The 22,823-nt window shown below is 40.1% G+C and carries 18 protein-coding genes and 1 tRNA gene; 8 read left to right on the top strand and 11 right to left on the bottom strand.

Annotated elements, in window-relative coordinates:
• The first annotated feature begins 62 nt into the window (after positions 1-62).
• Positions 63-2,555 carry a DPP IV N-terminal domain-containing protein gene (locus J2X77_RS16285; RefSeq protein WP_310081608.1) on the top strand — a complete coding sequence of 831 codons (2,493 nt, stop codon included), beginning with the start codon at positions 63-65 and terminating at the stop codon, positions 2,553-2,555.
• A gap of 7 nt (positions 2,556-2,562) precedes the next feature.
• Positions 2,563-3,105 carry a hypothetical protein gene (locus J2X77_RS16280; RefSeq protein ID WP_209580255.1) on the top strand — a complete coding sequence of 181 codons (543 nt, stop codon included), beginning with the start codon at positions 2,563-2,565 and terminating at the stop codon, positions 3,103-3,105.
• Between the two features lie 20 nt (positions 3,106-3,125).
• Here the strand turns inward: J2X77_RS16280 and ruvB are convergent, their stop codons facing one another.
• The 5 genes from ruvB to pdxH form a co-directional block, all read right to left on the bottom strand.
• The gene (gene ruvB / locus J2X77_RS16275; RefSeq protein ID WP_209580257.1) at positions 3,126-4,148 is read right to left on the bottom strand and encodes a Holliday junction branch migration DNA helicase RuvB; all 1,023 of its coding nucleotides are present in this window, start codon (positions 4,146-4,148) and stop codon (positions 3,126-3,128) included.
• 13 nt (positions 4,149-4,161) lie between these two features.
• Entirely contained in the window at positions 4,162-4,899 is a 738-nt protein-coding gene (locus J2X77_RS16270; protein ID WP_209580342.1) for a polyprenol monophosphomannose synthase, read from the bottom strand.
• A 363-nt stretch (positions 4,900-5,262) separates the two neighbouring features.
• Entirely contained in the window at positions 5,263-6,459 is a 1,197-nt protein-coding gene (locus tag J2X77_RS16265; RefSeq protein ID WP_209580259.1) for an NADH-quinone oxidoreductase subunit D, read from the bottom strand.
• A gap of 5 nt (positions 6,460-6,464) precedes the next feature.
• The gene (locus J2X77_RS16260) at positions 6,465-6,953 is read right to left on the bottom strand and encodes an NADH-quinone oxidoreductase subunit C (RefSeq protein WP_209580261.1); all 489 of its coding nucleotides are present in this window, start codon (positions 6,951-6,953) and stop codon (positions 6,465-6,467) included.
• 2 nt (positions 6,954-6,955) lie between these two features.
• On the bottom strand, positions 6,956-7,609 hold the full coding sequence (gene pdxH / locus J2X77_RS16255; protein ID WP_209580263.1) for a pyridoxamine 5'-phosphate oxidase: 654 nt from the start codon (positions 7,607-7,609) through the stop codon (positions 6,956-6,958).
• A 153-nt stretch (positions 7,610-7,762) separates the two neighbouring features.
• Between pdxH and J2X77_RS16250 the strand changes: the two genes are divergently transcribed.
• From J2X77_RS16250 to J2X77_RS16240, 3 genes are all read left to right on the top strand, one after another.
• Positions 7,763-8,326, top strand: a complete 564-nt coding sequence (locus J2X77_RS16250; RefSeq protein WP_209580265.1) for a YqgE/AlgH family protein — start codon at positions 7,763-7,765, stop codon at positions 8,324-8,326.
• A 171-nt stretch (positions 8,327-8,497) separates the two neighbouring features.
• Positions 8,498-10,390 carry a molecular chaperone HtpG gene (gene htpG / locus J2X77_RS16245; RefSeq protein ID WP_209580267.1) on the top strand — a complete coding sequence of 631 codons (1,893 nt, stop codon included), beginning with the start codon at positions 8,498-8,500 and terminating at the stop codon, positions 10,388-10,390.
• A 248-nt stretch (positions 10,391-10,638) separates the two neighbouring features.
• Positions 10,639-10,712, top strand: a tRNA-His gene (locus tag J2X77_RS16240).
• A 120-nt stretch (positions 10,713-10,832) separates the two neighbouring features.
• On the opposite strand, the gene J2X77_RS16235 is transcribed toward J2X77_RS16240, so the two are convergent.
• On the bottom strand, positions 10,833-11,990 hold the full coding sequence (locus tag J2X77_RS16235) for a glycoside hydrolase family 130 protein (RefSeq protein WP_209580269.1): 1,158 nt from the start codon (positions 11,988-11,990) through the stop codon (positions 10,833-10,835).
• Between the two features lie 475 nt (positions 11,991-12,465).
• Between J2X77_RS16235 and J2X77_RS16230 the strand changes: the two genes are divergently transcribed.
• A complete protein-coding gene (locus J2X77_RS16230) occupies positions 12,466-13,494 on the top strand; it encodes a Gfo/Idh/MocA family oxidoreductase (RefSeq protein ID WP_209580278.1) in 1,029 nt (342 codons plus the stop codon).
• A gap of 57 nt (positions 13,495-13,551) precedes the next feature.
• On the opposite strand, the gene J2X77_RS16225 is transcribed toward J2X77_RS16230, so the two are convergent.
• The 5 genes from J2X77_RS16225 to J2X77_RS16205 all read right to left on the bottom strand — a co-directional run bounded on the left by J2X77_RS16225 (position 13,552) and on the right by J2X77_RS16205 (position 18,674).
• On the bottom strand, positions 13,552-14,445 hold the full coding sequence (locus J2X77_RS16225) for a cation diffusion facilitator family transporter (protein WP_209580279.1): 894 nt from the start codon (positions 14,443-14,445) through the stop codon (positions 13,552-13,554).
• 93 nt (positions 14,446-14,538) lie between these two features.
• Entirely contained in the window at positions 14,539-15,099 is a 561-nt protein-coding gene (locus tag J2X77_RS16220) for a TlpA disulfide reductase family protein (RefSeq protein WP_209580280.1), read from the bottom strand.
• Positions 15,100-15,485: 386 nt separating this feature from the next.
• Positions 15,486-15,707 carry a heavy-metal-associated domain-containing protein gene (locus tag J2X77_RS16215; RefSeq protein WP_209580281.1) on the bottom strand — a complete coding sequence of 74 codons (222 nt, stop codon included), beginning with the start codon at positions 15,705-15,707 and terminating at the stop codon, positions 15,486-15,488.
• 142 nt (positions 15,708-15,849) lie between these two features.
• The gene (locus J2X77_RS16210) at positions 15,850-18,267 is read right to left on the bottom strand and encodes a heavy metal translocating P-type ATPase (protein ID WP_209580282.1); all 2,418 of its coding nucleotides are present in this window, start codon (positions 18,265-18,267) and stop codon (positions 15,850-15,852) included.
• A gap of 146 nt (positions 18,268-18,413) precedes the next feature.
• Entirely contained in the window at positions 18,414-18,674 is a 261-nt protein-coding gene (locus J2X77_RS16205) for a hypothetical protein (RefSeq protein WP_209580283.1), read from the bottom strand.
• Positions 18,675-19,358: 684 nt separating this feature from the next.
• On the opposite strand from J2X77_RS16205, the gene J2X77_RS16200 reads away from it, so the two are divergent.
• Together J2X77_RS16200 and J2X77_RS16195 are read left to right on the top strand one after the other, a co-directional pair.
• On the top strand, positions 19,359-19,727 hold the full coding sequence (locus J2X77_RS16200; RefSeq protein ID WP_209580284.1) for a hypothetical protein: 369 nt from the start codon (positions 19,359-19,361) through the stop codon (positions 19,725-19,727).
• A gap of 12 nt (positions 19,728-19,739) precedes the next feature.
• On the top strand, positions 19,740-22,823 hold the full coding sequence (locus J2X77_RS16195) for a lantibiotic dehydratase (RefSeq protein ID WP_209580285.1): 3,084 nt from the start codon (positions 19,740-19,742) through the stop codon (positions 22,821-22,823).

Genomic DNA, 22,823 nt, shown 5'->3' with positions numbered 1-22,823 from the left:
CCTCATTATAGATATTTTTACATCCAAAACCATTATTGCACGATTATCTATATTATTATTTAATGCATAAGTTCTACTTTATCTTAGCGGTCAGCTTATTACCCTATATGGGTACCGCACAACAGGCGAAAGAGGTGCCTATAAAGGCCAACTATCAGTTGGCAGCGAAATTTTCCCCTGAAAAATTAAAGAAAATGATTTTTTCAACCAGTATCAAACCAAACTGGATCAATTTTTCTGATCGCTTTTGGTATGATTACGCAAGCCCGCAGGGAAGAAACTGGTACATTGTTAATCCCGCCCTGAAAAAGAAAGAACTCCTTTTCAATAATGACGACATCGCCGCTCAAATTACTAAAATCGTTAAAAACCCTGTAGATGCCCAACACCTGGAATTACAAGGGCTTCGGTTTACTAAAGATGAGAAGAAATTAAGATTTCAGGTTCAGAGTACGCAAGATACCGTCAAATCCAAGGATGAAATACAAAAACTCAAGAATAAGTCCGATACCACCAAAAAGAAACTATTTTATCTGGAATACGATCTGGCAACAAAGTCTGTCTTAGAAATCAGTGACTCGACAAAAGTAAAACCACCTTTGGCTTGGGCGAGCTTCTCCCCTGATACCAATACAGTTTACTTTGCAAAAGACTACAATTTGTATTGGATGGACAGGTCCAACTATCTTAAAGCGGTAAAAAATGAAAAGGACAGCACCATTGTAGAACACCAAATTACAAAAGACGGTGTGCAATATTATGCTTGGGGCGGCGATGAATACAGTACAACTACTGGTGACGAAAAAGAAAAAGATAAAGAAAATGAACCTAAACGTAAGCGGGTATGGATCAGCTGGTCGCCAGATGGGCGTTATTTTACCTTGAGCAGAAAGGACAACCGTTCATTAAAACCTTTGTGGGTAATCAATAATGTTGGCTCATCCCGCCCCACACTTGAAACGTATAAATACCAAATGCCAGGTGAGGTCGATTCGACGGAAACTGAACTTTATATCTTTGATGCAGGAGCAAAAACTCCACGTCGCATCGATGTGTCCGCGTTTAAAAATCAGACCCTCTCAACCTGGACAAAAACTCCGGATAAAAATTCGTATAAAGAGGATTACTTTATCAATTACTGGTTAGGCAATAACGAGGAATTTTACATTTCACGTTCTAGCCGCGACCTCAAACGGATTGACCTCCTAAAAGTCAATGTAAATGGCACAGTAAACAACATTATCCAAGAACGCTCCAATGTCTATCTGGATGCTCAAAAACCATTCCTGATTGAATATAAAAAACAATTGATCCATTGGTCAGAAAGAGACGGATGGGGCCATTACTACCTGTACGACACAAATGGAAAATTGATTAATCAGATTACAAAAGGTGCCTTTCATTCGGAAGAAATTACTGGTTTAGACCCTGCTTCAGGAACACTATACTTTACAGCATCGGGCCGTGAGAAAAACGAAGACCCTTATTATCTGCACCAATATAGTATAAATACAGGAGGCTCTGGTATTAAATTATTAAACCCGGGAAACTTTGATCACCAGGTGGAAATGAGTGAATCTTCTAGGTACTTTGTTAATAACTCCTCCAGGGTCAACACAACGCCCGAATCTGTCTTGTACAATAGCAATGGACAAAAAGTAATGACATTGGAAAAGGCCGATCTGTCGTTACTTTTTGCTGCTGGTTACAAATTTCCGGAACCCTTTAAAGTAAAAGCTGGAGATGGTACCACGGATCTTTATGGGGTGATGTATAAACCATTTGATTTTGACAGCACCAGAATGTACCCCATTGTCGAATATGTCTACCCTGGGCCTCAGACCGAAGCGGTCAATAAGTCATTTGGCAGAAGCATGGACCGAATCGACAGGCTAGCACAGTTCGGTTTTATCGTCATCACCGTCGGTAACCGTGGCGGACATCCTTCACGTTCGCAGTGGTACCATACCTATGGTTACGGAAATCTGCGCGACTATGGTTTGGAAGATAAAAAAGTGGCCGCAGAACAGCTTGCTGACCGCTATAAATATATTGATATTAACCGTGTGGGTATAACTGGCCACTCCGGGGGAGGATTTATGTCTACAGCAGCGATGCTTGTGTATCCTGATTTCTTTAAAGTTGCCGTGTCTGGAGCAGCAAATCATGAAAACCAAATCTACAACCGCTGGTGGAGCGAGCGCCATCATGGTGTAACAGAAAAGGTATCCGCTAAAGGAGATACTACGTTCTCGTACCAGATCAATAAAAATACAGAGATCGCAAAAAATCTTAAAGGTAAACTATTGATCGCCACCGGCGATATCGATAACAATGTACACCCGGCTAACTCGATTCGAATGGTCGATGCACTCATTAAAGCCAACAAAAGATTTGATTTCTTACTATTACCGGGACAAAGACATGGTTTTGGTGATATGACAGAGTATTTCTTTTGGAAAATGGGCGATTACTTTAGCCAGTATCTGTTGGGCGATTCCAAAATGAACGAGGTCGACATGACCGAAATAAATCGGGAAAAGCCACAAAGATAACGGCTATATGACATACGATGAAAAATTAGCATTTCTATCCGTTACCTTGAGATCTTTCGAGGTAGCGGATTTTTCTTTGGATATTCTTCAGGGAATAACACTAAGCGATCTGTTGAATATTTCCTTAGAGAAAGATAAAAAGATCGCCTTTCGCGCCGCATGGGTTTTTGAAACCATCGTTTTAAAAAATACGGCACTGCTAAAATCTGTTCTCCCACAATTCCTGGATAATTTAAAAAAACAAAAGAATTGGAGCTGCCTTAGAAGTTACACTGAGGTTCTGCTATTTTTGACGTCGAAAAAAAATAAAGAATATACACTTGGGAATGAGGCGGAAGAACAAATCATCGAGTACTCCTTCCAATGGATGATCGACCCTCCCTGTCCTGTCGCTGTATTGGTCAACTGCCTGGACGTCTTAAATAACCTACGAAAAAAGCATCCCTGGGTACAGGAGGAGTTACAGGCGCAAATAAACTATTTTCAACGGACAAAACCTAGTCCAGCCCTAATGAGCCGGACTAATAAAATTATGCAGCAGAAAAGTTAAAATACACTTTTCATTCGCGCTTAAAACAGTGTGTTTCCTTTCGAATGATTGACACGGCCCAAGTGCTTATAGGCCGCTTCGGTACACTCGCGACCCCTTGAGGTCCGCATAATGTACCCTTCTTGAATCAAAAAGGGTTCATAGACTTCCTCAATCGTACCTTCATCCTCACCAACAGCAGTAGCTACAGTTTTTAGTCCGACAGGTCCTCCTTTAAATTTGTCTATAATAGTCGTTAAGATTTTGTTGTCCATCTCGTCTAAACCATTTTCATCCACATTAAGCGCGTGCAAAGCATATTTCGCTATTTCTTTATCGATGCTTCCGTTACCTTTTATCTGAGCAAAATCCCGTGTACGGCGCAGTAAAGCATTGGCTATCCGGGGTGTACCCCTGCTCCTCCGCGCAATCTCATAGGCCCCTTCCTCGGATATCGGTGTGTTTAAGATATGAGCCGAGCGCAACACAATAGTTGTCAGCAATTTTGCATCGTAATATTGGAGGCGTGAATTAATTCCAAAGCGTGCACGCAAGGGGGCAGTCAAAAGTCCCGAGCGTGTTGTGGCCCCGATCAAGGTAAACGGATTCAGGGAAATCTGAACAGAACGTGCATTTGGTCCTGTTTCCAGCATGATGTCAATTTTGAAATCCTCCATAGCCGAATAAAGATATTCTTCCACCAAAGGACTTAATCGATGAATCTCATCGATAAACAAAACATCACCTTCTTCCAAATTTGTTAATAACCCTGCTAAATCACCCGGTTTATCCAATACAGGTCCTGAAGTAATTTTGATACCAACCCCCATCTCATTCGCAATAATATGCGACAAAGTTGTTTTTCCTAAGCCCGGAGGGCCATGCAGCAAAACGTGATCCAGCGCCTCGCCTCTCAGCCTAGCCGCTTTCACAAAAATATTGAGGTTCTCTAATATTTTAGCCTGTCCGGTAAAGTCTTCAAAAGCCTGAGGCCGCAATGCTCGTTCAATATCACGGTCGGTATTACTGAGACGTTCTGCATTTGGATCTAAATTCTCGTTCATTGTGGCAATATTTTTAATTTCTCTTATAGCGCTTTCCGATACTACCTAATTTTAATTGGATTACACCAAAAAATGCTTCCTTAAAGATACTCGTACTCATCTTTGATGTACCTTCGGTCCGATCTGTAAATATAATGGGTACTTCGACCACCTTAAAGCCATATTTTATGGCTGTGAATTTCATTTCAATCTGAAAGGCATAGCCTACAAACTTAATCTTGTCGAGCGGGATTGTTCCAAGGACTTCCCTTGTAAAACAAACAAATCCGGCAGTAGCATCCTGGATATCTATCCCTGTTATAAAACGAACATATACCGAAGCAAAATACGACATCAGTACCCGGCTCATTGGCCAATTGACCACATTCACGCCCTTGATATAACGCGAACCTATACTCATATCAGCACCATCCACGCAAGCCTGCCGTAAACGAAGCAAGTCCTCTGGATTGTGGCTGAAATCTGCATCCATTTCAAAAATATAATGGTAATGTTCGCGGGATAGCGCCCATTTAAATCCATGAATATACGCCGTTCCCAGCCCTAGTTTCCCGGTTCGCTCTTCGATAAACAAACGGCCAGTAAATTCATGAAGCTGTAAATTCTTGATGATGGTAGCCGTTCCATCCGGGGAACCATCATCTACAATTAAAATATCAAATGCATGTGATAAGGAAAAAACTTTGCGAATGATTTTTTCAATATTTTCCTTTTCATTATATGTTGGAATGATAACTAAACTATCCGTCACTTTTTTATATTTAAGACCAGTAAAGGTAATCATTTACGTTAAATTCTAGTGCAGGAATTCGACGAAATATACAGGATAATCAACATTGCACAGATGAAAAAGCAGTAAACCCTTCAAGCGCAAACCAACACCGAAATCATTAATAACTTACATTAATAGGTGCATCGATAAAAAAAAAGAAAAGCCCGCTACTTTGGGAGTAACGAGCTTTCATTAACCAATTATAAACTTAAATTATGAGACTGCAAATATGATGAAAATTGCTTTCATTTACAAATTTATTTGCGTTTTCCTGCAACATTTTCAATACAATCCCTATTTTGTTTTGCTAAATCGTTTATAAAACATGCATACTACCGCAATCTAACGATCCACCTCTCCTAAAACGATATCGATAGATCCAAGAATTGCAATCAAATCAGCAATCAGCACGCCTTTTCCGAGTTCTGAAATCACCGAAAGGTTATTGAAACTTGGCCCCCTTGATTTTACACGCAATGGAATATCTGATTTATCTTTTGTGACAAAGTAAAAACCCAATTCTCCCTTCGGATTTTCAGCACGCACATAATAATCCTGAGCTTTCAAATTTACTTTCTTCGGTACAAGAGCCCGCGGATCAAATTCGGCTGTACGTTTAAAATCTTTCTGCAATCGTTCAAGGCATTGCTCAACGATGCGAACAGATTGCTTGACCTCATCTACCCTAACTTTATAACGGTCCCAGCAATCACCGAGTGTTCCCATTTCACCTGTTCCTACAGGTATCTCAAAATCAATCTCTGGATAAACCGAATAGCCATCTATTCGTCTCAAATCCCATTTTATACCCGAAGCCCGCAGCATAGGTCCCGATACACCATAATTTATCGCAACGTCAGCAGGAAGTACACCTATTTTAGCCGTACGGGATATAAATATCTGATTCTGAGTTAATATCTCATCCAGTTCGACCAATTTAGGTTTGAAGTATGCAATAAATTCTGCACAACGTGCTTCAAAGCCAACAGGCAAATCATAAAACAAACCACCAACCCAAATATAGTTGTACAACATCCGGGAACCAGAAGCCCACTCAAGCATATTCATAATATGTTCACGGTCACGAAAACACCAGAGAAACGGCGTTGTTGCACCGATATCAATACCATATGTTCCAATAGCAATCAGGTGCGATGCAATTCGATTGAGTTCACAGACCAGCACCCGGATGTACTCTATTCTTTTGGGTAGCCTACTGTCGAGACCAAGCATGCGTTCGACACCCATAACGAAAGCATGACTATTATTCATTGAGGCTAGATAATCTAGACGATCAGTAAAAGGAATTGTCTTTGCATAATTTAACGATTCGGCATGCTTATCAAAACAGCGGTGTAGATACCCTAAATGGGGAACAACCTCTTTCACAACCTCTCCGTCTGTAATCAGCTGAAGCCGGAGTACGCCATGCGTCGAAGGATGCTGAGGCCCCATGTTTAACACCATTTCCTGACTGGATATCGCTGTAAGGTGTTTTTCATAGCGCACTAGTGCCTCTCTATATTTTGGATTCGCCATTTCGATCAATTAATATGAATGCCATGATATGTTTCTGCCTCTTGATAATCCTTGCGCAGAGGATACCCTTCCCAATCGTCGGGAAGCAGAATCCTTCTAAGATCCGGGTGTCCCTCAAAATAAATTCCCATCAGGTCAAACGCTTCCCGTTCATGCCAATCTGCCGTACGCCATACCGAAGTAAGCGAAGGAATCTCAGGTAATTCGTCCAGCGAACGATGACCAGACAGCTCAACTTTTAAGACCAAACCGTGTTGATAAGGCAATGAATTGAGATGATAGACAACGGTAAAATGCGTTTGATAGTCCACCGCAGTAAGATTGCTTAAAAAATCAAAGTACAGCCCCTCTGTATCCCTCAGGAACAAACAGACGGCTATTATATCGGCCTTATCAATAAATAATGCAGGCTGCAGCCCATTGCGATCTTCCTTAAGAATAATTTGAGTTCCAAATCTGGAAACCAACATCGATTTAATTTCGTCAAATGTCATATTTATGGAGCTATACGTGTAATCTTCCAGGAATCAGACACTTTTTTATAAACGATACGATCATGCAGCCGGCTTGCACGTCCCTGCCAGAACTCGAAATAAATCGGTTTCAGCAGATAGCCGCCCCAATGTGATGGTCTAGGTACAGCTTCGCTTCCATTATATTGGTGCTCGAATTCTTCCACCCTGTTTTCCAAAAAACTGCGGTTTGGAATCTCGTGGCTCTGCGGGGAAGCCAGTGCACCGATACGGCTCGCTTTGGGTCGTGATTGAAAATATTCATCCGAATCGGCCTCACTTACAAAATCAATAACACCTTCGATCCGGACCTGCCGCTGTAATTCAGGCCAGAAAAACAATAATGCAGCATGCGGATTAGCTTTCATGTCTTCCCCTTTACGACTCTCATAATTTGTAAAAAAGACTAAACCTTCTGCTACAATATCCTTCAATAGAACAACTCGAGAGGACGGCAAATGATGGGAAGAGACGGTTGAAAGCACCATAGCATTGGGTTCGGTCACCTCGCTGTGAATAGCCGCATCAAACCATTTTTTAAACTGGTGGACTGGATCACGATCCACATCCGATTCAGATAGGCTACCTAATACGTAATCCTGTCTGATTGCTGCAATATCTTTATGTTGAATGGACATAGAAACCTATATTTATGTCCTACAAACTTACTAAAATCATTGCTTTTTCTCTATAAAGTTAGTAGAAATTGACAAAATCCCAATTTTGGCACAAATCTCGCATAGTTCTAATTAAAAAAGATTAGATCAACAACTCATTAAAATACGCGCTATATGTTTACCGAACTTGACCCACAAAAAGGAAGTCTGTTAATTTCCGAACCGTTTATGTTAGACCCTAGATTCCTCAGATCCGTGATATTGCTATGTGAATACAATACGGAGGGATCTCTCGGCTTTGTTTTAAATAATCAAACCAATGTCCGCATAGGCCAATTATTGGAATCTATACCGGATTGCAATTTTCCCATCTACGTGGGTGGCCCCGTGGCTCAGGAAAGCCTCTTTTTTGTACATAACCGGTTTGATTTATTGCTGAGTGGCGAAGAAGTTGCTCCTGGAATCTATTTCGGAGGCGATGAAGAGAAGCTTATCGAAGCCATCCAAACGGATAGCATAAAAGCTGACGAATTAAAATTCTTTATCGGCTATTCCGGATGGTCTGCAGGTCAACTGGACGGGGAAATCAAAGAGAATAGCTGGGCTGTACAGAATAAATACCACCATCAGCTCATTTTTGAAGGGAATGGTGAATTGCTATGGAAGGATGCCATTATTGGACTTGGCCCTAAATATGCACATGTTGCCAACTTTCCACAGAGCCCTAGCCTGAATTAGGCTAAGGGGCTTTCGCTTGCTGACAGTTCCCTTTAAGATCCGATAGAAGCGACCCATAGATGTATGACAAAATGGGAAGTTTCCTGCCATCATGTCCTATTAAAACCGATTTGGAACACAGATTGTACGTTTTTAACAAATCATAAAATTAAAAATAGCGACATATAAATTATGAATCCAGAAAAAGGTAGTATTTCAATTCACACGGAGAACATATTTCCCGTAATCAAAAAGTTCTTATATTCCGATAATGAAATTTTCTTGCGTGAACTGGTATCTAATGCCGTTGATGCTTCTCAAAAAATCAAACGCCTGGCTTCTTTAGGTCAATATCAAGGTGAAACAGGCGAATTGATTGTAGATGTAAAATTTGATGAAGCTGCCAAAACCATCACTATTTCCGACAATGGTATTGGTATGACAGCAGAGGAGATAAAAAAATACATCAACCAGATCGCTTTCTCAGGGGCCACAGAGTTCATGGAAAAATTCAAAGAAGCAAATGATGCAAATGAAATCATTGGCCGTTTTGGTTTAGGCTTCTATTCCGCATTTATGGTCGCCGATACGGTGGAAATCCAATCCTTATCTTATCAGGATGGCGCAGAACCGGCTCACTGGACTTGCGACGGTAGTACATCTTACGAAATTTCTACAGGAACAAGAACCACACGTGGTACTGATGTCATTTTACATATTAACGAAGAATCAACTGAATTTTTAAGCCAGGCACGTTTACAGGATATTCTAGATAAGTATGCTAAATTCCTTCCTGTACCCATTCGTTTTGGGAGCAAGACCAATTCTGAACCGGATGGTGAAGACGAAGAAGGAAAACCAAAATACAAATCTGTAGAGGTAGACAACATCATCAATAATACTAACCCTGCCTGGACAAAGTCACCGTCTGAGTTAAAAGATGAAGATTATCTGGCATTCTACCGCGAGCTGTATCCGTATTCAATGGATGAACCATTGTTTTGGATCCACCTCAACGTCGATTACCCATTCAACCTGACCGGTATCCTTTACTTTCCTAAAGTTAAAAATGAACTGGAGATCCAGCGCAATAAAATTAAGCTTTACTCTAGACAGGTGTTCATTACCGACGAAGTGAAAGATATTGTTCCAGAATTCTTGATGTTACTTCACGGGGTGATCGATTCTCCAGACATCCCATTGAACGTATCGCGTTCATTTTTGCAGGCTGATAGCAACGTCAAGAAAATCAATAGTTATATCACCAAAAAGGTGGCTGACAAATTGAACGAAATATTTAAGACTGACCGCAAGGGCTTTGAAGAGAAATGGACGGATATCGGCTTATTTATCAAATATGGTATGCTAAGCGATGAGAAATTTGCGGAAAAAGCAAATGACTTCTGTTTAGTAAAAAACACGAACAACGAAAGTTTTACCATCAAAGAATATTACGAAAAAGTCAAAGACATTCAAGTAGATAAAGATGGAAACATTGTCTACTTATATACACATGATGCTGCCCAACAAGATGGCTTTATCCAAACTGCTTTAAATAAAGGCTATGATGTCTTGACGCTTGATGGCCCACTGGATACGCACTTCGCAGCTTATTTGGAGCAAAAGGGCGGTGAAAAGGTTCAATTGAAACGTGTGGATGCTGACGTTATCGATAAATTGATTCAGAAAGACGAAAAAGTCGAGCTGGCTCTTTCGGAAGAAGAATCCAAAAAAGCGCTGGAGGTTTTCGAAAAAGCAATTTCACGCCAAGATATGAAAGTTGAAGTTGACGCGTTAAATGAAGGTGATCTGCCCGTATCTGTAACGCTTGATGAATTTATGCGCCGAATGAAAGATATGGCCAAGACAGGTGGTGGTGGTATGAATTTCTATGGTTCATTGCCCGACAATTATAAGGTAACTGTCAACGGTAACCACCCACTGATCAAAAGAATTTTATCAGCATCCGACGAAGAGGGTTCAAAACTGGCAAAACAAGCTTTTGATTTAGCACTCTTATCCAGAGGTTTATTGTCCGGAGCCGATCTAACATCATTTGTGAAGAGAAGTGTAGAAATGATTTAATATAAGTTCCCCTTACAAAAAAGGCGGTTTCTATAATAGAAACCGCCTTTTTTGTAAAAAACGAAAAGCAAACGGGAACTTCTGGATTATTAAAGTAAACATTCCTGCCAATATGGACGCGCTTCGATGTTTTTTATTAAAATTTAATAAACTAATCTTCACCTAGTTGACTTTAAACGCTGTTTTTTTTCAGTCAAATATTTGGAGGGAATAGGGTTTAATCGTACTTTTGTATCATCAAAATCACGGTAGGTATAGCTCAGTTGGTTAGAGCACTAGATTGTGGTTCTAGGGGTCGTCGGTTCGAGCCCGATTACTTACCCAAAAAGGCAGATCAAATGATCTGCCTTTTTTTATTTGGTAGGTTCCCAGCCAACTAAATAAATTCTCTTTGACCAGCTACCCATAATCTAAACAAATTTCAAATAAAACTTCTTCCCTTTTACAATCCAGGTACAGGATCCATTAGCGGTGGATAGCGCGGATTATAAATAGCTACAGCAACTCTAGAGTCTGCACAGCCATAATATAAAAACCATTTTTGTTTAAAAAAGACCAATCCTTCGATAAAAACCGTTCCGTCTATATATTGCCCGCTTTTCTCGAAAGATTCCATGGGGCGCAAAAAAGGAACATCCATTCGCGCCAATACGCGCGTAGGATCTCGCGGATCAAATAGAACCTGCCCCGCAGAATAGGTGTTTTTAGCAAAACGCATATCTCCTTTCGCAGCATGATTCTTACCATTGTATAACAACAAAATTCCTTTATCCGTAAGCACTGCCGGAGGACCGCACTCAGTCAATGCGCTATCGAAATAACCATGCCTTGGAGAGATGAAGGGTTTCATTGCTCCTCTATTGTCTAGTACGGGTTCCCAGTCAATCAAATTATCGGATGTGGCACCATAAACACCGTACTCACCCCAGTACAACCAATATTTTCCGTTGATTTTAGCAACGACCTGCTTATTGCCTTTCAATACGGTCACAATTGAGGCTGATTTATGCGGCTCATTGATTAAATTGGGCTTATTTTTCGATTTTTTAAAAATAGGTCCATATTTAACCCAGTGTTTCAGATCAGAAGAGATGGCTAAACCTAAGCGCGGCACCTTTCGGTTCCATTGGGTGTAAAACATGACAAAGCGCCCATCCTCTGTTTGCGCTATCCGAGGATCCTCAGTCCCACCAGGCCATTCATTATCCTGTTGGTCGTCGGGAGCAGGATAGAATACCGGTGTTTTGAGTCGTTCGAAATGAATACCATCTGCACTGGCTGCTAGTCCCAGCCTGGAGGTACGGTGGCCAATCGCTTTTCCTGTCCGGTCCTCTGCACGATAAATGACATACACACTATCTCCCTTAACAACCGCTGCAGGATTAAAGGTATCGTTATTCTCCCATCGAATTTCCTTTTTCAGAATTGGATCATAAAATACCGAACCCGTATCTGGCTCAATAATTGGATTGACGCCTTCGGGCCGCTCAAAGCCCCCAAATACCCAATTTCCTTTTTTAAACTGTGCATTACGCTGTACGTTACAGCCGCTTAAAACGACGAACAGAATAGCGCCTGCAATTTTTACGATATTATTCATATTTTCATTGACTTTAATTACTTTAATATTGCTTTTAACAATAGCCTGTAAAAGCGGACATTATAATTGGTTACAATAGAAGATGAGCGAAATTATTGCTGATCAACGTTCAATACGCCCATCCATTATACGCTAAAAAAATAAGCCAATTTCAGGGCAAATAACTCATTCCATTTGCAATAGGCTGTTAACCTTCAAATAAATAGAAAACCGAATATTGCAATACACAGTATAAAATTATATATTTATAGCATGATCTCAAAACAGGAACATTACTATTCATTACAAGTATAGTAGAACATCCGCTTTTCCTCGGCGCTCTCCGGTTTATCTACTGACGACAAAAGAATTGCGTAATTGGCTATCTAAAATACGTTAGAAATAGAAAATCGATACGGGCGAAATAATAAAAAAAGCACTTGAGCTGTCCATAAATAAAATAATAACTGGCGAAATCTGCCGTATTTTAAACACAATGAAATATACTCAAATTAACACAGGAATACTTAGTTTCGGCATGTCTGGGCGTGTCTTTCACGCACCATTTATATCTACCAATCCACATTTCAATCTCAGTGCCGTTGTGGAACGCTCGAAAAAGGCCGCGCATGAATTCTATCCCGGAATAATAAGTTACGATACTATGGCTGACTTACTAGCTGACGATACTATAGAACTGGTTATTGTGAATACACCAAACTATACACATTTTCAATATGCCAAAGAAGCCCTAGAAGCAGGTAAACATGTTTTGATAGAAAAGCCCGCTGTCGATGACTCAGCACAATTCGATGCGCTGCTTGCCATTAGTAAACAACAAGGAAAACAATTATTTTTCTATCAAAATAGACGCTATGATAGTCATTTTTTAGATCTTAAGAAAGTAATAGAAAGTGGAGAATTAGGAAAGCTGATTGAAGTGCATTTCAGATTTGATCGCTATAAAATGGAATTGGGACAAAAATACTTCAAGGAAGATACGCAGTATATTTCCAATGGTATTACCTATGACCTCGGTCCTCACCTTCTCGATCAGGCAATCTCCCTTTTTGGAAAGCCGATTAAATTCAGCAAGACGACGTCTATTAACAGACCAGATTCAAAAGTTGCAGACTACTTTCACTATCATCTCTACTATCCAGCTGAACTGAACGTCTACTTAACGGGCAGTCTGCTGGTCGCTTCTCCACAACCAGCCTTTGTCCTACATGGTACAAAAGGAAGTTTTGTCAAAAACATGACGGATGTGCAAGAACAGCAATTGCTGGATGGTATGCTACCTGACGATCCATCTTATGGCCTTGAGCCAGCAGGACTCGAAGGGAAACTCGTGACCATAGATGCCGCTAATCAAAAACATGAATCTTTCGTAACCCCACATAAAGGAGATTATAATCAGCTATTTGAAGCTATTTATGAAAGCTTAAGAAATCATGTCAATTACCCTATTCAAGCTGATCAGATTAAATGGCAGATCGAGTTGCTTGAAGCAGAAAACACCTAAGTTTATAAAAAATCAAATGGCGGCACCGTTCGAGAAAAGAGATATGTGCTGCCATTTTTAATTTCCTTCCCAGCGGCATTCGTTCGGTTCGATATGGATCATCACATGACCAAGGTCAGGAATATGTGCTTTCAGATGGTCCTTAAGTTGATGCGCCAGCTCATGCCCTGCTCGTACTGTAATTTCACTATCGACAATAGCATGGAGATCGACATGATATTTCGCTCCGGATTTACGAACAAAACATTTTTCTGTCGCTTTTATCCCCTCAACTTTTAATGCCTCTTTTCGGATATCATCAATGACTTCATCGTAGACATTTTCATCCATGATCTCGCCAAGCGCTGGTCTGAAAATATGATAACAGTTATAGAGTATAAATCCAGCAGCAAATAATGCCGCATAGTCATCCGCATTTTCGTATCCTTTTCCGAGCAACAATGCAATAGATATCCCAATGAAAGCTGCAACTGATGTTATCGCATCGCTTCGATGGTGCCAAGCGTCCGCACGAAGTGAAGAGCTATTCGTTTCTTTACTTTTCTTCATAACGATTCTATAGGAAACTTCCTTCCAAACAATAATTCCCCCCAGCACAAGTAGCGTCCAGGGTTTGGGTAGATCATGTGGCGTTCCTATATTCTCAATACTTTCATAAGCGATTATGGTTGCGGAAACAATGAGAAAGCCAACGACAATAAATGTAATAAGGGGTTCTACCCGACCATGACCATAAGGGTGATTGTCATCGGCAGGTCGCTGCGCATATTTTAAACCAAGAAGCACTAAAAATGAAGAGAAAATGTCCGCTGTTGACTCAATGGCATCCGCAATCAGCGCATAGGAGTTTCCGAAGAAACCTGCTAGCCATTTTAACAAGGCCAGTAATGCATTACCCACAATACTAAAATAAGTCGTTCTGACTGCAGTCTGCTCTTGAAGTTCGGACATCGCTATAAATTAACTTGACAACGCGAAAATACTGTTTTTCTTTTCAAATTCTATTCTCCATCTATAGAAAATAGCGATTGCAACAGTTGATCGTTAGCTGCCACTTGCGATATCCTGCAATGCTTTTTTTATCTCAGGAGTTCCATAGTCACGGCTTCCCTCCAGGCGTTCTACGATCTTTCCAGCTTTATCCATGATGACTGTTGTCGGTATGGATTGTCCTAAGAATTCTGCAGGAATATCCCCCGCTGCTATATAAAGAGGTAGGTCATACTTATTTTCTGCCATAAATGCGGAAGACTTCTCCATGTCGCCATCAACATCTACCATGAGAAAAACGATATCCTTATGATCTTTAAGCGATTGCCTAAGCTGGTCAATCGAAGGTAGTTCATGGATACATGGAGGACACCAGGTCGCCCAGAAATTGATAAACACGACCTTACCTTTTAAAGCACTTAATGGAAGAACCTTACCCTCTTTATCCTTAAAAGATAACTCCTGGGTTGTAGGTGCACTAACTTCAGCAGGTTCCTCCACCTTTTCGGTCTTGACCTCATTTTTAGTACCTGGATTTCCACAGCCAAAAAATAAACCGGTCGATAACGCGACAAGTCCAAAAAAAATAGATCTGCTATTAAACCTTATACTCATTGTCTTTTGTTTCATTAAAATTATTTCATTTACAAATAAATCCTCCCTCGCTAAGCGTTTTTTTGAAGTAAAGCCAAAAGCCTAGATCAAAAATTCGTATATCTTCTCAACCTTATAGTCTTGGGGGCCAATTTTTCAAAGCATGAGCTAATTTAATCTTAATTATTCGGGGCCGCAAATGTCACATATCCTTACACAATCTAAGTCGCTGACTATAAACAAAATAAGCGACAATAAAAATAAAATTAAAAAATTGCAAGCGCTTTTCAGGGAATTAAAAAGTGAATAAACCAACACCTTTCATACCTCAAAAAAACACCCTAAAAGTTTTGTCTAACTTTTAGGATGTGGTTTAATAATAGCGCTTCTATAGATTTATTGAAGAATTATGCAGAGTAGGCCATGGCATTAAAGCCCTTCTTTTTGATAATTTCAATGATTTCTTCCTCTGAAACACCATCAGATTTTACTGTCAAGATCTTGTCTGCATTCGCAGTGTCAACACTCCACTCATAGATACCGTCCATATTATCCAGATCAGCACTTACTTTAGACACACAGCCCCCACAGTTAAGGTTTGTTTTAAATTGAAGTTCTTTGCTTTCCATGTTATTTAATTTTAATGTTATCAATCTATTTATTTTTCTACGGGAATACCCGTATAATTCATTTGGCTGCACTTGCAGTTTTCCTATCTTGGTCTACCATATTTACACTTTATGGCAAGCTTCCAATCCATGCTTAATGACCTTATTTTTTCCAGCGAAGCCGCAAGCTATTGCTGACAACACTAACACTACTCAGTGCCATAGCTGCTCCAGCTATCATAGGGTTTAGCAAGAAACCGTTGAATGGATACAGAATACCTGCAGCGAGCGGAATCCCAATCAAATTGTAAATGAACGCCCAAAACAAGTTTTGCTTAATCGTTGCGACTGTTTGTTTCGAAAGTCGGATTGCCTGTGGTATTTTCGTTAAATCAGAAGAAATAATGGTCATTTTTGCCACGTCCATTGCGATATCGCTTCCTTTTCCCATGGCAATACTGACATCTGCTGTCGCTAAAGCTGTACTGTCATTAATACCGTCTCCAACCATAGCTACAACCCGACCTCGTTCCTGTAGTTCTTTAATAAAATCAGCTTTTTGCTCAGGCAATACTTCCGCTTTATAATGTTGAATACCTGTTTCAGCAGCAATTGCCCTGGCTGTGGCCTCGTTGTCACCAGTCAGCATATATAGCTCAATTCCCATTGCCTGCATCTCCTTGATGGCACGTACAGAAGTTTCCTTAATCTGGTCTGCAATGGCAATGACAGCTAATGCAGTCTGACTATTGGCAAACCAGATCACTGTTTTAGATTGATTTTCCCATTGCGTGGTATGGTCCATCAATTCCGTCGGAATGGTGATCCGATTATCATCTAACAGCCTCCGATTCCCAACATAATAGGTTTCATTGCCGTCACTAGCTTTTACACCTTTCCCTGTGATACTTTCGATAAAAGATATTGGAGTAACTATCACATCCTTAAAATACCCTACAACAGCCTCTGCCAAAGGATGTTCCGATTGTTTCTCCAAGCTTAGCAAGATGCCTTTTAAATTATCCGTATTATCCTTCCAATACACGTCAGTTACCATAGGCTTTCCCGCAGTAATGGTTCCAGTTTTATCCAAGACAATGGCATTTACCTTTTTGGCTAGCTCTAGACTTTCCGCATCTTTAATTAAAATACCCTGCTCCGCTCCCTTGCCAACACCGACCATGATGGCCGTAGGTGTTGCTAAGCCCAATGCACAGGGACAGGCTATCACTAAAACCGTTACTGCAGCCAATAATCCCTGCACCAGATGATTTTCTCCACCCAATGTAAACCACAGTAGAAAAGTTAAAATAGCAATACCAATGACAACAGGAACGAATATAGCAGCAATTCGATCAACCAGCTTTTGCACGGGTGCTTTACTCCCCTGCGCGTCCTGTACCATTTTAATAATGTTTGCCAACATGGTTTCTTTACCAACTTTTGTGGCTCTGAACTGAAAGCTGCCTTTCTGATTGATGGTCCCTGCGAACACGTGTTCATTTTCCATTTTTAAAACAGGAACTGGCTCCCCACTTAACATACTTTCATCGACATAAGAATTTCCACCGATAACAATACCATCGACTGCAATTTTCTCTCCTGGTTTTACCAAAATGATGTTACCTGCATTCACATTTGCTATCGGTACCTGAAGTTGTGTACCGTCAGACTGAACGACCATAACCGTCTTAGGCTGTAGTCCCATTAGCTTTTTAATGGCCGATGAGGTGTTGCCTTTCGCCTTTTCTTCCAGTAGTTTGCCCAATAAAATAAAAGCAATAACAACTGAAGCTGCCTCAAAATATACATGTGCATGCAAACCGCGTTGATGCCAAAATTCAGCAAAAAGCATGTTAAATACACTAAAAATATAGGCTATTCCTGTGCTTAATGCAACGAGGGTATCCATGTTGGCCGAGTGGTGTTTTGCCTGTTTCCAAGCATTGACAAAAAAGTCCTTGCCCAGCCAAAGAACTACTGGCGTGGAAAATAGCCACATCATAGGATTTGCGTACGGTATATCCATAAAGAACATACCTATCACGACCACGGGAAGCGAAAGTATTACTGCCCACCGTGTTTTAATCTTAAGCTTACGGAATTTCTCCGCGTGAATAGCCTCCAAAGTTTCCTGTTGTGTGGATTCGTCTTCGATTAACAGATCATAACCACCAGCTTGGACTGCCTTTTGGATTTTTAAAGGATCTGTCACACCCGGAACATATTCAACAGTGAGATTTCCTGTTGCAAAATTTACAGCTGCATTAACAACACCCTGTTCATATTTTGTCATACTCTCGGCACTAACGGCACATGAGGCGCAAGTCATCCCAAGAACTGGAAATGTTTTCGTCAATGTGGAAACACCATAACCAAGATTTCTGATGGTCTTTACGCTGCTAAGAACGGCTTCACGATCTTCTGGTACGATAGCAACTCTTTGATTGTTCAATTCTACCCGATAGCTCGCCAAACCTTTAACCTGAGCTAGTCCCTTTTCGATAATTGAAGCACAATGTTCGCTTTCAACATCCTCTATAGGTATATAAATCGTATCTTTATAAATAGCTGTAGCCATAACTGATGTTTAATTTTGTACTACAAATTTGGCCATAAATAAGATGGAAATCATTACACAATTACTGTTTTCATTTGTAAGATTTACGCGGTAATAGAATACGAAAGGTTAAACTTAACAGAATAAATTATAAGGAGACCCCTGCTTTAACTTTCAACTTTTTCCACAAAACAATAGATAATATAATCACCACGTTCTTCGAGTTTAATCCTTTCCATTTCACTCCAGCCCGATGCATTGGTATCTTCATCGGTAAAATTCTGAATTCTGTCAAATGCGACACCGATCTTTGTTTTCCCATCTGCATAGATCTGATATTTCGCAGAAGTCTGCCAGCTTACTTTTTTTCTAAATAACCGTAAACCTTCTCTTTTCAAAAAACCGTGCATTTCATTCGATAAATTCATATTCTCATTTGTTTTACGCGCCCACACTACTCCCCTATTTATTTGGCAGATGCTTTTTTTGGTTTAAGGACTTACCTAAAGCCTTTTCTTTACATTATCTATCTGAGCTACATGACTTTATTAGCTAAAGAAATAGTTTTTCAACGCTGAAATAGATAGCCCTAAGATAGCGAACCCGATGAAAACCAACAATTAAACTACTGCTATTTTATCGTACTCAAATGTGATTTCGTCGAATTTTCTAACAGCACAGGATGGCACTTCTTTCCATGCTCATTATGATCGGCCAGACTATTCAAACAAAGTCTACTGAATCAAAAACAGAAATAGCAACACACGCTATTTTTTTATCGAATAGAACTACTAGTTCGTCGGCTTCATTTTCCATTCTGTCGATATTTTTCGTTGTTATTTTCCGTAGAAAGCACATTTGTTTACAATTTAAACGAATACCTATGGAAAATATTGAAAATTTTTTAGCGGAGGATTTTGTACTGGATGTACAAACTGTCTGCATAGTCGAACCAATCTCATTTTTTGATTTTGATGATATGGAATATATAACCACGAAGACAGTTTCGTCTTCACAAATCATATAAAGGGGATAAAGCTGTAAAGGCGTTCTGGTAGGCGCCTTTACAGCAATCGTCTTTGCGACTCAATACACAAAAACAAACCAACTATATGACTTCACCCAAACTAAAATGTATTCTCATTGAGGATGAACCACTGGCAACAAAAAAAATAGTCGAATACATCCATATGTTCCCAGATCTTCAATTGATAAAAATGGTCGAAGACATTGAAAATCCAGAATTATTTAGGCAGGATTTAAAATCTGCAGACATCCTGTTCTTAGATCTCATTGTTAGCGGCGGCAATATTAATGCACTTGCCGAATTGATCTCCGAAATTCCTATATTGATCATTACATCCGCCGTGTCACGTTGGCAATATCCAGAATTTATCAAAAATAGAAAGCATTTTGCACTGCAAAAACCAATTTCGCCCGAAATGTTTCAGTCTTGTATAAAACAGGTTATGCAATACTAGTCCTCATCACCCATGTCATTATTCCAGTTATCCGATTATTTTCTTCTGCGCACACCGCTACTTCCCGCTGCAGTTGCCGTTGATCTGTTAAGGATAGAAGAGGCAAATGATATGGAAGAGAGACTTCGTCACCTCTTTCAACGTGAGCAATTAAAAGAAGCGCTATTTCTAGCAAGCCCGACCTTCTCGGTAGAAGTCGAAAAATGGCTTGAATACAAGAAAGAGAGCAGTCTAAAAATGATTACTTCGCTACTGAAATATGCGATTCGCATGAGCAGCAGGAGCACGCCTTTCGGCCTATTCGCAGGTGTATCTTTGGGGAATGTTATAGCTTCCGAAAAAAAGGTGTCATTAATCAGGGGTAATACACATAAAACTGTACTAAAACTGGATGCCTCCGTTCTGACAGGAGTTATTGGACGGCTATCAAATGACGAAAGAATTTACAGTCAGCTCTATTATCGTATCAATTCGACCTTATACTTAGAAGGTAAATATTACAAATATTATCAAAAAGTAACAAACGGGAAGAAAGGACAGAATATACTGAAACGCATAAGGCTTACCCCGGTTTTGCATCGTGTCGTCGAATATTTCGAAAGCAATGAGCGAACTGCCCACTATCAATCATTGACTGATTTGCTGCAGCGTTTTGGGGCGTCAACAGCGCATGCTACCCTATTTGTCAATAACCTCATCAGTCTCGGGATTATATCCTCCGAATTACAGCCCAATGTAATTGGTCGAGGTTATCTTGACAGTTTGATAAAGACACTTGAAAGAGTGGATAAGAAGGGAAATTATTTAAAGCGTTTTTTAATGATAAAAACATGGCTTCATAGCACGCTACCTGTCATTGAGATTCAAAAGGCCATCGTTAAATTATTGCAACCTTTGGATCCAGACCTCGATATGACCAATTCGTTACAAGGGGACCTTCTTATCACTATGGAAGAAAATAATCTATCAGATGCCGCATTAAAACACCTAAGAGATCAATTTCAAGATTTGCTACCACTTTGCCGCCAGGCAAAGTTGACAGATTTCGACCGTTTTAAAGCTGCATTCTCGGATAAATATGAAGATAGAATGATCCCACTGACTACAGCTCTTGATCCGGATACCGGCATTGGTTATGGCCGTCAAGAAGGTGTCTACAATATAACCGATGAAATACTTGGGGAAGTTAAAAATATCGCTCCAACAGACGAAAAAAAATATGGCGACCACCATTATCAAGACTTGGTCATTGAAAAATTTATAGAAAGTGTAAAAAGTCATTTCACTGAAATTCAGCTTACCAGCAAAGATTTAAATCATATTGCTAAACAGCGTAAACAGACTGCCAACGCTATTCCTTCTTCGTTCTATGCTATCGGCAACCTTCTTAAAAGTTCAAGTGAGGATAATTTATGCTTCAATCTGGGTACTATTGGTGGTTCGTCATCCGGAAACTTAATTTCCAGATTCGCACATCTGGATGAAAAATTGAATAACAAGTTAAAGGAATCTGCCAACAGAGAGCAACAGCAATTTCCCGATGCAATACTCGCCGAGATTTGCCACTACCCAGATAACAATGCCGGAAATATCATTTATCGACCAGCGCTACGAAGAGCATCCATCTGTCTGACCCCCACTATTGACACAGAACAAGAACAAATTGATGTTAGTGACTTACACCTGTTTCTCAAAGACAATCGCTTAGTATTGTGGTCCAAAAAATTCAATAAAGTCATTATCCCCCGTTTGACGACGGCCCACAATTTTGAGCAGGGAATGAATATCTATAAATTTCTTGCAGATTTTCAGTTCCAAAATAATAGGCTGGATCTTTCCTGGAATTGGGGAATTATGAAAGAACAGCCGAGACTCCCGAGAATAACCTACAAAAATATTATCTTGTCTAGAGCACAGTGGCGAATTCAAAAACTCGCAAAATACCCAAGTGCCCCCCATGCTTTTGTCAAAAATATGCAGGCAGAGCTCAAAATTCCTACAATGGTCGTCATCAGCAGCGGCGATAATGAACTGTTGATAAATTTAGATAATCCTCTGTGTGCAGAAATACTATTGGATCATATGTGTAAAAGAGATACTCTATTAACCGAAGATATCTTGCAAGACTATTCATCAGTAGTCTACGATAAAGATGGAAGTGTTTTTGCCAACGAGATCATTATTCCAATAGAAGCAGCGCATGATGCTCGTGCAAATGAGTCAGCCCCTCAAGAAAATAACCTGAAAAGATGCTTTCCTTTGGGCAGTGAATGGCTTTACGCCAAAATCTACTGCGGTTTACATTTTGCAGACACCCTGTTAAAGGAAATTTTCCCCTTAATCATAACGACTATTCATCAGCAAGATGCTATAAAAAAATGGTTTTTTATACGCTACAACGACCCAGCTCCCCACATTAGATTTAGGGTGCAGGTCTCAGATCCAAGCCAATGCTGTTTCATTATATCCACCATGAATACCCTATTGGAACAGTTTGTTCAAGAAGGTCAGGTTTCGGCGATATCTTTTGATACTTATACACGGGAGATTGAACGATACACCCCATTATGTATGGAACTTAGTGAGGAGTTATTCTATCGACAAAGCGAAACCATACTGACAGCAATCCAGCAAAGCACTTCAATCAACGATCGATGGCGTTTGGCTTTCGAAAATATGGAGTCGCTATTCGAAGCCGCAAAATTTACACTGATCGAAAAAAAAGACTTTTGTATACGAATGAATACGCTGTATCAGCAAGAATTTGACAATAATAAAAATCTCTGGGTTCATCTCAACAATAAGTTCAAAGAGAAAAAAAACTGGTTCGATAAACCGTTAGACAATCTTGGAGACACCAAGGAGAAACTAAATGCAGTCCAATACAGCATATTTTCTACCTTACGGATACATACAGATCAAGAAGAGTTCCAGTCCATCCGCGCCTCGTTATTGTCAAGCTATATTCACATGTTTATTAATCGATTGTTCATGTCGGATCAACGTTTGCATGAACTTGCAGTCTATCATTTTATGGTTTGCTATTATAAAATGCAGATCGGGAAACAGAAAGAGCATATGACTTCGATAAATTAA

This window comes from Sphingobacterium sp. 2149 (genome assembly GCF_031455655.1).
Classification (GTDB): Bacteria; Bacteroidota; Bacteroidia; order Sphingobacteriales; family Sphingobacteriaceae; genus Sphingobacterium.
The sequence above is the reverse complement of the archived record's forward strand: the minus strand, read 5'-3'. Positions and strand labels throughout refer to the sequence as shown.